This window comes from Colwellia sp., from assembly GCF_013214175.1.
In the GTDB taxonomy this organism is placed as follows: domain Bacteria; phylum Pseudomonadota; class Gammaproteobacteria; order Enterobacterales; family Alteromonadaceae; genus Colwellia.
This window is the reverse complement of the sequence record NZ_JABSPA010000002.1, coordinates 385,771-398,232: the sequence shown is the minus strand read 5'-3', so window position 1 is coordinate 398,232 and position 12,462 is coordinate 385,771. Positions and strand designations below refer to the sequence as shown.

9 protein-coding genes are annotated in these 12,462 nt (G+C 40.8%); 3 read left to right on the top strand and 6 right to left on the bottom strand.

The window, feature by feature from the left end:
- Positions 1 to 7 precede the first annotated feature (7 nt).
- The 3 genes from HRT55_RS04800 (at position 8) to HRT55_RS04790 (ending at position 4,366) form a co-directional block, all read left to right on the top strand.
- A complete protein-coding gene (locus tag HRT55_RS04800; protein WP_291619311.1) occupies positions 8 to 1,858 on the top strand; it encodes an assimilatory sulfite reductase (NADPH) flavoprotein subunit in 1,851 nt (616 codons plus the stop codon).
- The gene (cysI, locus tag HRT55_RS04795) at positions 1,858 to 3,612 is read left to right on the top strand and encodes an assimilatory sulfite reductase (NADPH) hemoprotein subunit (RefSeq protein WP_291619309.1); all 1,755 of its coding nucleotides are present in this window, start codon (positions 1,858 to 1,860) and stop codon (positions 3,610 to 3,612) included. Before HRT55_RS04800 ends, cysI begins: the two co-directional genes overlap by 1 nt.
- A gap of 67 nt (positions 3,613 to 3,679) precedes the next feature.
- Positions 3,680 to 4,366: a phosphoadenylyl-sulfate reductase gene (locus HRT55_RS04790; protein ID WP_291620411.1), complete on the top strand. Its 687-nt coding sequence runs from the start codon at positions 3,680 to 3,682 to the stop codon at positions 4,364 to 4,366.
- A gap of 783 nt (positions 4,367 to 5,149) precedes the next feature.
- Here HRT55_RS04790 and HRT55_RS04785 read toward each other — a convergent pair.
- The 6 genes from HRT55_RS04785 to rpsL all read right to left on the bottom strand — a co-directional run bounded on the left by HRT55_RS04785 (position 5,150) and on the right by rpsL (position 12,183).
- The gene (locus HRT55_RS04785; protein WP_291619307.1) at positions 5,150 to 5,860 is read right to left on the bottom strand and encodes a PEP-CTERM sorting domain-containing protein; all 711 of its coding nucleotides are present in this window, start codon (positions 5,858 to 5,860) and stop codon (positions 5,150 to 5,152) included.
- A 318-nt stretch (positions 5,861 to 6,178) separates the two neighbouring features.
- Entirely contained in the window at positions 6,179 to 7,156 is a 978-nt protein-coding gene (gene epmA, locus HRT55_RS04780) for an elongation factor P--(R)-beta-lysine ligase (RefSeq protein WP_291619305.1), read from the bottom strand.
- Positions 7,157 to 7,568: 412 nt separating this feature from the next.
- Entirely contained in the window at positions 7,569 to 8,756 is a 1,188-nt protein-coding gene (gene tuf / locus HRT55_RS04775) for an elongation factor Tu (protein ID WP_291619284.1), read from the bottom strand.
- Between the two features lie 94 nt (positions 8,757 to 8,850).
- Positions 8,851 to 10,950: an elongation factor G gene (fusA, locus tag HRT55_RS04770; RefSeq protein WP_291619303.1), complete on the bottom strand. Its 2,100-nt coding sequence runs from the start codon at positions 10,948 to 10,950 to the stop codon at positions 8,851 to 8,853.
- A gap of 266 nt (positions 10,951 to 11,216) precedes the next feature.
- Entirely contained in the window at positions 11,217 to 11,690 is a 474-nt protein-coding gene (rpsG, locus tag HRT55_RS04765) for a 30S ribosomal protein S7 (RefSeq protein ID WP_057182974.1), read from the bottom strand.
- A gap of 118 nt (positions 11,691 to 11,808) precedes the next feature.
- Positions 11,809 to 12,183: a 30S ribosomal protein S12 gene (gene rpsL, locus HRT55_RS04760; RefSeq protein WP_011045492.1), complete on the bottom strand. Its 375-nt coding sequence runs from the start codon at positions 12,181 to 12,183 to the stop codon at positions 11,809 to 11,811.
- Between the last annotated feature and the right edge of the window lie 279 nt (positions 12,184 to 12,462).

Genomic DNA, 12,462 nt, shown 5'->3' with positions numbered 1-12,462 from the left:
AATAGTTATGTTGCCAGAGCAGCGCTTATTAAATCAAAATACATCAAATTCAGCAAACAATAGTAGTGCCTTAGATGCTAATCAACTGGCCTCACTACAACAAAGCGTTGCTGATTACTCATCACTACAACTTGCTTGGGCAAGTGGTTATTTAGCTGCGAGAAGCGAGCAAGGTCAATATGCTCAACTAGCACCAGCTCCTGCTGCTGCAGTCGTTGCCAAAACCTTAACTATTTTATATGCCTCACAAACAGGTAATGCTAAAGGTGTTGCTGGTCAGCTAGAAAAAAGTGCTAAAGCGGCAGGTATTAATGTTGTTCTTAAAAACATTGCCGACTATAAAGCTAAAGCAATAAAAAATGAAACACATTTAATAATTGTAGCCAGTACAAATGGTGAAGGCGAGCCACCTGATGATGCTATTGAGTTTCATGAATTCTTATTAGGTAAGAAAGCCCCTAAATTACCAAACCTAAGCTACAGTGTTTTAGCCTTAGGTGACAGCAGCTATGAGTTTTTCTGCAAAACAGGTCAAGATTTTGATGAACGTTTACAAGCACTAGGTGCCAAACAAGTTAGCCCACGTGTTGATTGTGATGTTGATTACGACAGTGACAGTGAAAGCTGGACTTTAAGTATTGTTGAAACACTTAAAGATGAACTAACGCAAGCCGATGCTCCTTTAGCGACCGTCAGTAATATTGGTGGTTTACCTACTGCAGGTGCTGCAAGTCAGTATTCAAAACAAAACCCTTTATCCGCAGAATTTTCATTAAGTCAAAAGATTACCGGTCGTGACTCAGCTAAAGATGTCCGCCACATTGAAATCGATTTAGGTGAGTCAGGTTTAACTTATCAAGTTGGTGATGCCTTAGGTGTTTGGTTTGAAAATGATGAACAGCTTGTTAGCAAGCTACTTATCGAGCTTAACTTTTCTGGCGATGAAAAAATAAACTTAAAAGTTTCAGGTGAAGTAAAAGAGTTTTCATTAAAAGAAGCACTAATTAGCCAATTAGAAATTACTCAAACAGCACCATCATTTGTTGAATTTTGGGCACAAGCCTCTAAAGACAGTACGTTAGTTACTGTTGCCAGTGATAAAAATTCGGCACGAGAGTTTGCTGGTGAACATCAAATTATTGATGTTGTTAGCTTGGCAAAAGCTGAAATTGATGCGCAAAGCTTTGTTGATGCTTTACGTAAAATCACCCCGCGTTTATATTCAATTGCCTCAGCGCAAGCAGAAGTTGAAGAAGAAGTACATTTAACCGTTGGTATTGTTAGTTATGAAGCCAATGGCGATACTCGTACCGGTGGTGCTTCTGGCTTTTTAGCCGAGCGTTTAGAAGAAGGTCAAAAAGTACGAGTTTTTGTCGAACATAATGACAACTTTCGCTTACCACAATCAGACGATACCCCTGTGATCATGATTGGACCTGGTACAGGTGTTGCGCCATTTAGAGCCTTTATGCAAGAACGTGAAGCGCGTGATGCTGGTGGCGACAACTGGATGTTCTTTGGTGATCAAACTTTCACCCAAGATTTCTTATACCAAACTGAATGGCAGAACTATTTAAAATCGGGTTTATTAACGCGTATGGACGTAGCCTTTTCTCGTGACCAAGCTGAGAAAATCTATGTGCAAGACAGATTAAAAGAACAAGCAGCTGAAGTATTTTCCTGGTTAGAACGTGGCGCACACCTATATATTTGTGGTGATGCTAATCGCATGGCTAAAGATGTTCACCAAACCCTGGTTGATATCATCCAAGAGCACGGAAAATTAACGGCTGAGCAAGCAGAAGATTATTTAAAATCACTTAGATCTAATAAGCGTTACCAGAAGGATGTTTACTAATGAGCAACAATTTCACCAAAGTTGAAAACCCTGTCTTGATTGTTGAAGGTAAACAAGCCGATAACGAACGCATGAAAGCAGAATCAGATTTTTTGCGTGGCACTATTGTTGATGATTTAGCCGACAGAATGACCGGCGGTTTCACTAGTGATAACTCGCAGTTAATTCGTACTCACGGCATGTATCAACAAGATGATCGTGATATTCGCGCCGAACGTCAAAAGCAAAAATTAGAGCCATTACATAATGTCATGCTAAGAGCGCGGTTACCCGGTGGTATTATTAATCCAACACAATGGTTAGCTATTGATAAATTTGCTGATGATTATACCTCGTATGGCAGCATTCGTTTGACCACACGTCAAACATTTCAGTTTCACGGGGTATTAAAGCCAAACATTAAGTTAATGCATCAAACCCTTAACAGTATTGGCCTTGATTCAATTGCTACTGCCGGTGATGTTAACCGTAACGTGCTTTGTACTTCTAACCCTGTTGAGTCCGAATTACATCAAGAAGCGTACGAATGGGCCACTAAACTCAGTGAACATTTATTACCAAAAACGCGTGCTTACGCGGAGATTTGGTTAGATGAAGAACGTGTTGAAACGACGGAAGGTGAGGTAGTAGAGCCTATTTTAGGCAGTAACTATTTACCCCGTAAGTTTAAAACCACCGTAGTTATTCCACCAAATAACGATATTGATGTTCATGCTAACGACTTAAACTTTGTTGCCATTAGTGAAGATGGTGAATTAATCGGCTTTAACGTACTTGTCGGTGGTGGTTTAGCCATGACTCATGGTGATAATGCAACATACCCTCGTTGTGCTGATGACTTTGGTTTTATCCCGAAAGAGCACACCTTAGCGATTGCTGAAGCGGTTGTTACTACCCAACGTGATTGGGGCAATCGTGTTAACCGTAAAAATGCCAAAACTAAATATACCTTAGACCGAGTTGGTGTCGATACCTTTAAAGCCGAAGTAGAACGTCGTGCTGGTATTAACTTTAGCGATTCTCGTCCATACGAGTTCACCACCCGTGGTGATAGTTTTGGTTGGGTTGCCGGTATTGATGGTAAACATCACTTAACTTTATTTATTGAAAATGGCCGTATTCTTGATTCACTAAGAGCAGATTTAGACGGTAAAACATTAAAAACCGGTATGCGTGAAATTGCCAAAATACATCAAGGTGACTTCCGTTTAACCGCTAACCAGAACCTTATTGTTGCCGGTGTAGCTGAAGCAGATAAAGCAGCCATTGAACAACTGGCCCGTGATCATGGTTTATTGAATGACGGTGTTTCTAAGCAACGTAAAAACTCTATGGCTTGTGTGGCTTTCCCAACATGTCCATTGGCTATGGCTGAAGCCGAACGTTACTTACCTGGTTTAGTCGATGATGTTGAAAATATTCTCGCTAAAAATGGCTTGAAAGACGAAAGCATTATTTTACGTGTGACTGGTTGTCCAAATGGTTGTGGTCGTGCAATGCTTGCTGAAATAGGATTGATTGGTAAAGGTCCCGGTAAGTACAATATGTACCTTGGCAGCGATGTTGCGGGCTCCCGTGTACCAAAATTATACAAAGAAAATGTTGATGAAGCTGGCGTATTGAGTGAAATTGATGCCTTAACTGCCCGTTGGTCGGCAGAAAGGACTGCTGGCGAAGGTTTCGGTGATTTTGTTATCCGCGTCGGTATTGTTGAACAAGTTATCGTCAGCTTTAGGGATTTTCATCATGCTTAATACATCGACAAGTGTTGCTGAAGGGGCCATTAATAGCCCCTTGACGACACCATTTCCTAGCCCTTCGATGTCAGATTGGAATCAATCTCTTGAAAAAGAATCGCCTATTGCCCGAGTAGAGTGGGCAATGGACAACTTACCGGGTGAGTTTGTTTTGTCGTCTAGCTTTGGCATTCAATCTGCAGTGATGCTGCACTTGCTTACTCAAGTTGATAGTAATATTCCAGTATTAATTACTGATACAGGTCACTTATTTCCTGAAACTTACCGTTTTATCGAACAGTTAACCGAACGTCTAAAGCTAAATTTACACGTTTATCAAGCGAAAGAAAGTGCCGCTTGGCAACAGGCAAAGTATGGGGAAGAATGGGCTATAAGTGATGATACCCTTAAAGCTTATAACCGCCGTAATAAAGTTGAACCACTTGAGCGAGGCCTATCAGATCTTAACGCAAATACTTGGTTTTCAGGTGTTCGTCGTCAGCAGTCTGCTCATCGAGAAGGTTTATCGGTAGTCAGTACATTACGAGGTCGTTATAAAGTGCATCCAATTATAGATTGGACTAATAAAGACGTGCATGAGTACTTAACTAAACACAACTTACCATATCATCCACTTTGGGATGAAGGTTATGTTTCAGTGGGTGATGTACACAGTACTAAACCATTGACCTTAGGTATGACAGAAGAAGAAACCCGTTTTGGTGCTGGCCAACGTGAGTGTGGTTTGCATACTGACGGTGATGGTATTTAGTTACCCTGTTAACTTCTTACTCAGTCATAAAAATAAAAAGCTAAAAGAGAGAATCTTTTAGCTTTTTTTGTATTTACACTAGGGTACTTTACTAAAGTGATTTGGCAACCGAACATAATCGTCATTCCCGCGATGTATTGGCGGGAATCCATTGTCTCTTTCTATTAAGCAATTAAAATAAAAATCTCAGAACGTTGAGCAAAAACTGGATTCCCGATCAGTACCTCGGGAATGACGTGGTGCCCTAATCAGCAGAACATTCAGCTTTAAATTTCAACTAGCATAAACCACGAGGTCTGCCGCTAAGCTCATGGTACAAGTCGTCCATGAACAACGGCAGCCCTCGACGTCGTGTCTCGGGTCGAGGTCTACGATTGCTAGTTGATGATTGAATTGCTGAGATGAGATTTGGGGAGCTTGGCTATTATCTTTTCCAAACTAGCAACAGAGCTTTTGGTGAGATTAAGTGACACAGTATCAACAAACACCAAGTCTGCTTGAGCAAACGCTGAAATGAATGAAATTGTTCACGTATGTTCATCAGGGATGATGAACAAGGCGTTGTCGGCACATGGATGTGCCATCAGCGCTGTTACGTCGAGAACACTTGAGTGAATTGAAGAATACGTTTGTTAGCACCTCCGAGGGACTCCAAAGGTAGAAGAAAGAGTGGAGGCAGTCTCACTCTTTCTTCTGGGTGTCGTCGCCACCGTGGCAAAACATTTAAATGTTATCTGACCCCAATGATTATTATTTTGATCATAGTTATTATTTATATAAAAGTTAAACGTTCTTTCTTCTACGTAATCTTAAACCCATTAACCCTAATGAAAATATTGCTATTGACGATGGCTCAGGTACTGAGGTGGCTGTGGTTCGCACCAGAGCAACCCCCATTGAATTCCCTGCACTATAGTCTCGCAAGATGGAGTCATCAGTTAAATGTGCTTTTTCGACACTCTCTAGGCCGTTGGTTGTTAGGTCCGACATCACACTCGCCAAATTATAAAAACCGTCTCCATCAGCATCACTACCATAAAACGCAGCTGTACTTTCAAGTGCATCTACCCCTTCTCCGCGATTACCGCCTGAGATATTCCATGTTATAGAAAATAACGACAGAAATAGGTCATGATTACTTGCGTCTATGAATGGCGTGTAATTTCCGTAGTCACCTATATAAACATTTTCGTCTGTCGTAGCTTCAAACCCGAAATCGGTGTAAAGATTACTCATCTGCACGTTGGATGCTAGAGTCCAACCATCATTTGCGTAGGCAGCTAGAGCCTCATTTATCGACATACCTGCGGTTACATTCCATTGCATCCATTCTGTGCCTTCATTTGTAACAGTATTGGTCTCCGTATCTAAAGTATAATCATTATGTGTGATCAAACTTGCACTGGCCAATGAAGAGGCTAACAAACATGCACATACGACAAGTGACTTAATTACATTTAGATTCATTTTTCTTCCTTTTGAGTTTACGTTCATTTTTCTTCCTTTGGGGTATTACTTAGGCAATAAAGATGGGAATCCTTAAGCGCTTTCGTTTAGCAAAAAACAAGCCAAATATATTAAGTCATGTAAAAACAACCAGCTATAACTTTTAATTCAGGTAACTACTAGATATTGTAAAATATATCGACATTCAACCATAACCCTGACGGTAATTTATATTAAGTTGTTTACAGAGTAGATAACGAGGAAATTTGAAGATGAACGAGTGAATATTAGCGAAGACGCTCGCTTATTCCCCCCTAAGACTAAATAGTAACACAAGCTAAATAGCCACTCAAAATTGATAAAATACTAGGCATTCTCAATACCAAAAGAAACTACTTCATTAATATTCTGGCAATCAAGCGCTAGCATTATCAGTCTATCAATCCCCAAAGCAACACCTGAACATTGTGGCAACCCGTGGCTTAATGCCGCGATAAAGTTTACATCAATGGGTTTAACCGCTAGGCCTTGCTCTGTTCTTTTTCGATTGTCTTCTTCAAACCGAATAACTTGCTCTGTTGCATCAGTTAATTCATTAAATCCATTAACTAACTCAATACCACGGTAGTAACATTCAAATCGCTGTGCCACTCGAGGATCATCACTTGATCTTTTTGCCAGTGATGCTTGAGCTATGGGAAAGTCATAGATAAATTGCGGCTGGTCGATGCCTATTGTAGGCTCAATGATCTCAGTAAAGATAAACTGCAGCAGAAAATCAGGATCGTTCATTTCAACTATCCAATCAGCAGATTTACCATGCTTATTTAATAGCTCAACAAGCTCATCAAAACTTGCTGTTAATGGATCAATAGAGACGGTTTGCATAAATATATCTTGGTAGCTAGTAAATACCGCCTTACTACCGCCTAAAACGATTTGTAGTAATCCTGCCACCTCATGCATCAAATCAAACTGATCAAAGCCAATACGGTACCATTCCAGCATCGTAAACTCAGGGTTGTGGTTGCGACCTGACTCTTCATGACGAAATGCCTTAGTTATTTGAAAAATGCAGCCATAACCGCAAGCAAGCAACCGTTTCATATGAAACTCTGGCGAAGTTTGTAAGTACAAATCAGCTGACTGATCAGCCGGACTATCGGCTAAAAAGTTATATTTACAGGTGAAGGCATCTAAATAGACATCAGTCACTGTGCCCTGAGATAGCGCTGGGGTTTCAACTTCAATAACTTGTCGCTCAGCAAAGAACTGTCTAATTTGTTGCAAAACTGCCGCGCGTTTTTGTGCATTTTGCCAAGAGAGTGTGGTTTGCCAAGTCATGTGAATTCCTACGAGAGATCTTGTTAGTTTACTTAATTACTGGAATATCCAGACAATGGATTTAGGAGAATATGCTCAGGATAATTGCTCCTGCATTATCTAATAAGGTACTTCCTGTACCATCTGCATTCTCTAATAAATCACTTCCATGTAACGTCCGACTAGAGACCTCGGAAATGACGACTGATATTTTAAAGACTCTTTCAAAATATTCAATAATCCAGTGTAAATATTATCAAATTTCAGGCACAAAAAAGGCCGCGTTAGCGACCTTCTTTAGATATTGATAGATTAATTTGATGCTAGGTGCAGTCTTAACAAAGCGGAAGCATGGAGTTGACGCTAGTCAATGAGTACTTCCAATGCCGTTAAGACAAATTCTAGCGCAAATTACTTATCAATAAGTTATCAACTACTTGTCTAGGATTGTAGAAACAACACCAGCACCAACAGTACGACCACCTTCACGGATTGCGAAGCGTAAACCTTCGTCCATCGCTACTGGGTTGATTAGCTCAACAACAAACTTAAGGTTGTCACCAGGCATAACCATTTCAACACCTTCAGGAAGCTCTACTGAACCAGTGATATCCGTTGTACGGAAGTAAAACTGTGGACGGTAACCTTTGAAGAATGGAGTATGACGACCACCTTCATCTTTGCTTAAGATGTAAACTTCTGATTCGAACTTAGTATGAGGTAAGATTGAACCTGGAGCACAAAGTACTTGACCACGTTCAACGTCTTCACGTTTAAGACCACGAAGAAGAATACCACAGTTCTCGCCAGCACGACCTTCGTCAAGAAGCTTACGGAACATTTCAACACCAGTACAAGTTGATTTTTGTGTATCACGGATACCAACAACTTCTACTTCTTCACCAACTTTGATGATACCAGATTCAACACGACCTGTTACAACAGTACCACGGCCTGAGATAGAGAATACATCTTCGATAGGCATGATGAATGCACCGTCGATTGCACGCTCTGGCTCTGGAATATAAGTATCTAACTGGTTAGCTAGTTCAAGAACTTTCTCTTCCCATTTTTCTTCGCCGTTCAATGCACCAAGTGCTGAACCTTGAATTACTGGTAAATCATCACCTGGGAAATCATATTCGCTAAGAAGTTCACGAACTTCCATTTCTACTAATTCTAATAATTCTTCGTCATCTACCATGTCACATTTGTTCATGAACACGATGATGTAAGGAACACCAACTTGACGAGATAATAAGATGTGCTCACGTGTTTGTGGCATAGGACCATCTGTAGCAGCAACTACTAAGATAGCTCCATCCATTTGTGCAGCACCAGTGATCATGTTTTTGATGTAATCAGCATGGCCTGGGCAATCTACGTGTGCGTAGTGACGTACTTCAGTATCATATTCGATGTGAGAAGTATTGATAGTAATACCACGTTCACGCTCTTCAGGAGCATTATCGATTTGTGCGAAATCTTTAACTTCGCCACCGAATTTTTTAGTAAGTACCGCAGAGATAGCAGCTGTTAAAGTTGTTTTACCGTGATCTACGTGACCGATAGTACCAACGTTAACATGTGGTTTGGTACGTTCAAATTTTTCTTTAGCCATTTTTCAATTACCTTAAAGTTTAGTAAACTATATAAATTAAAAGGCGCAGTCAAAATGACCTTGCCAGATGTAAATATTCTATTGAATGGATACTCTAACGAGTTTCCATAATTTTTTGTGCTACCATTTTCGGCGCTTCATTATACTGCTGAAACTCCATAGAGTAAGATGCACGGCCTTGAGTAGCACTACGCAAGTCGGTAGCATAGCCAAACATTTCGGCTAAGGGTACCAATGCATTTACAATTTTCGAACCTGCAGGACCTTCGTCCATGCCTTCTATCATTCCACGACGACGATTTAAGTCACCAACCACATCACCCATATTGGCTTCAGGTGTTGATACTTCAACCTTCATCATTGGCTCTAAAATAACCGGGTTTGCTGCAAGCGCACCCTTTCTAAAGCCCATAGATGCAGCAACTTTAAACGCTATCTCGTTAGAGTCAACGTCATGAAAAGAACCGTCAATGAGCGTAACTTTTATGTCTAATAATGGAAAGCTAGCTAAAACACCGCTATCCATTTGCTCTTGACAACCCTTTTCTACTGCAGGAATATATTCTTTGGGTACTGAGCCGCCAACAATTTCGTTTACAAACTCAAAACCCGCGCCTTCTTCGTTTGGCTCCATCTTCAGTACGACATGACCGTATTGGCCTTTACCACCTGATTGACGGATAAATTTACCTTCGACTTCAACACTGCTGCGTATCGTTTCGCGATAAGAGACTTGCGGATTACCGACATTACACTCTACGCCAAATTCACGCTTCATGCGTTCAACTAAAATATCTAAGTGTAGCTCACCCATACCAGAAATAATGGTTTGACCCGTTTCTTCATCGGTATGTACCCTAAAAGATGGGTCTTCAGCGGCAAGTTTACCTAATGCCACACCCATTTTTTCTTGGGCAGCTAATGTTCTTGGTTCAACCGCAACTGAGATTACCGGTTCAGGGAATTCCATCCGCTCTAACGTAATAACATGGGTTAAATCACATAAAGTATCACCCGTGGTGACATCTTTCAAACCAATCGCAGCAGCAATATCTCCTGCGCGAACTTCTTTAATTTCTTGTCTGTCATTCGCGTGCATTTGCACGATACGGCCAAAGCGCTCTTTCTTACCCTTTACTGGGTTATAAACACTATCACCTGTTTGCACTACGCCGGAATAGACTCGGAAGAATGTTAGCGTGCCAACAAAAGGGTCAGTTGCTATTTTAAAAGCTAAGGCGGAGAAAGGTGCATCATCACTTGCTGCACGAGTGCCTTCAGTTTCATCTTTATCGTCATTAATACCGGTAATCGCGGCAACTTCAGTTGGCGAAGGCAAGTATTCGATAACAGCATCAAGTACCGCTTGTACACCTTTGTTTTTAAAGGCTGAACCACAGCTACATAAGATAATGTCATTGGCTAAGGTACGCGCACGTAAACCCGCTTTAATTTCTGCTTCGGTTAATTCACCTTCTTCAAGGTATTTATCCATTAACTCTTCATTGGCTTCAGCGGCTTCAGAGACTAAATTTTCACGCCACTCTTCTGCCAATTCAAGCATGTCAGCCGGAATTTCTTCGTAGGTAAAAGTCATACCGTGATCTTCTTCAGACCAGTTAATGGCTTTCATTTTAATAAGATCAACAACGCCGGTAAAATCTTCTTCTGCACCGATAGGTAAATGAATTGGTACAGCTTTAGCACCTAAACGATCTTTTAATTGATCAACAACAGCTAAAAAATCTGCACCGGTGCGATCCATTTTGTTAACAAATACTATGCGTGGTACCGCATATTTTTCCATTTGACGCCAAACTGTTTCTGTTTGCGGTTGAACACCCGAAGATGCACATAGCACTAATACCGCACCATCAAGTACACGTAACGAACGCTCTACTTCAATGGTAAAGTCAACGTGACCTGGGGTATCAATGATATTGATGCGATGGTCATCAAATTGACCTTCCATGCCTTTCCAAAAACAGGTGGTTGCAGCAGAAGTGATAGTTATGCCACGCTCTTGCTCTTGTTCCATCCAGTCCATAGTGGCCGCGCCGTCATGCACTTCACCAATCTTATGAGATAGGCCAGTATAAAATAATACGCGCTCTGTGGTTGTCGTTTTACCTGCATCTACATGCGCACAGATACCAATATTACGGTAGCGCTCTATAGGGGTGATACGGGCCAAAATGAAATCCTCTTACCATTACTGCTCATTTACTCAGGTAAATGAGCCAGTAATTTATGTTTAGTGTTATTAACTAAATATTCGCTGGAGATCTTATCTCAAAGTACAAATTTTTAGTTAATAAAACTCTGTCATTATTATTCGAATTATCGCTAAAAGCGCAAGTCCGTAAAATGAGTATGGCTAGCAAGAATAATCTTGCTAGCCATGTACCTACCAATGAGCATGCCCAAAGGTAGATAGTACAATCAGTCAATACTGCTAGCTTACCAGCGGTAGTGAGCGAATGCTTTGTTAGCATCAGCCATACGGTGAACGTCTTCACGTTTCTTAACCGCTGAACCTTTGCTGTCAGACGCATCTAACATTTCGTTAGCTAGGCGCTGAGCCATTGATTTTTCACCACGTTTACGAGCTGCTTCAACTAACCAACGCATGGCTAGAGCATTACGACGCACTGGACGTACTTCAACTGGAACTTGATAAGTAGAACCACCAACACGACGAGATTTAACTTCGACAGATGGACGGATGTTCTCAAGAGCTGTTTCGAACAACTCAATTTGAGTCTTCTCAGATTCTTTAGTTGATAAAATGTCTAATGCACCGTAAACAATTTTCTCGGCAGTAGATTTCTTACCATCAACCATAAGGATGTTGATGAATTTTGCTAAAAGTTCGTTATGGAACTTAGGATCTGGCAATATTTTACGTTGCCCAACGACGCGTCTTCTTGGCATCTTAATTCTCCGTGTTATTCAGGTTTAACCCAAAATACATAAATTTAAAAAATTTTTAATTTGGCCTTACTTAACGTTTCTTATCTTTTACCTAGTAACTAGGCAAAGAGAGGAAAACTTAAGATTTAGGTCGTTTAGCACCGTATTTAGAACGGCCTTGTCTTCTGTCGCTTACACCAGAACAATCTAGCGCGCCACGAACGGTGTGGTAACGCACACCTGGTAAATCTTTAACACGACCACCACGGATTAAAATCACGCTATGCTCTTGTAAGTTGTGACCTTCACCACCGATGTATGAAGTAACTTCGAAGCCGTTAGTTAAACGAACACGAGCTACTTTACGTAAAGCTGAGTTAGGTTTTTTTGGTGTAGTAGTATACACACGAGTACAAACGCCACGACGTTGTGGACAAGCTTGTAACGCTGGAACGTTACTTTTAGTTACTTGTCTAACACGTGGTTTACGTACTAGTTGGTTAATAGTTGCCATTATAGCTCCTGATTAGTTGTTACCAAGGAAAGTAGCCTTGGTAAATTATTGCGTAAACCTTAAATCAATGGAAAAGGTTTACACGCTCGTAATTTTTACCTTATCAAAGCATGAAATATTCATGCTTTGTACATTAAGCACACTAGGTACAGAATATAAGGTCGCGGAATTCTATAGGTCAATGATTGAGCTGTCAAGTATTTGATCGTTATAGCCGCGTTTATTCTGGCTCAGCGATCGTTTGCACAATTATCAGTGGCAGTATCTCATCAGTATTAT

What these genes read in the sequence shown, in the direction of transcription:
- HRT55_RS04790 (WP_291620411.1), top strand. Translation starts at nt 3,680, where the DNA reads ATGTCAGATTGGAATCAATCTCTTGAAAAAGAATCGCCTATTGCCCGA.
- tuf (WP_291619284.1), bottom strand. Translation starts at nt 8,756, where the DNA reads ATGGCTAAAGAAAAATTTGAACGTACCAAACCACATGTTAACGTTGGT.
- HRT55_RS04800 (WP_291619311.1), top strand. Translation starts at nt 8, where the DNA reads ATGTTGCCAGAGCAGCGCTTATTAAATCAAAATACATCAAATTCAGCA.
- rpsG (WP_057182974.1), bottom strand. Translation starts at nt 11,690, where the DNA reads ATGCCAAGAAGACGCGTCGTTGGGCAACGTAAAATATTGCCAGATCCT.
- epmA (WP_291619305.1), bottom strand. Translation starts at nt 7,156, where the DNA reads ATGACTTGGCAAACCACACTCTCTTGGCAAAATGCACAAAAACGCGCG.
- cysI (WP_291619309.1), top strand. Translation starts at nt 1,858, where the DNA reads ATGAGCAACAATTTCACCAAAGTTGAAAACCCTGTCTTGATTGTTGAA.
- rpsL (WP_011045492.1), bottom strand. Translation starts at nt 12,183, where the DNA reads ATGGCAACTATTAACCAACTAGTACGTAAACCACGTGTTAGACAAGTA.
- HRT55_RS04785 (WP_291619307.1), bottom strand. Translation starts at nt 5,860, where the DNA reads ATGAACGTAAACTCAAAAGGAAGAAAAATGAATCTAAATGTAATTAAG.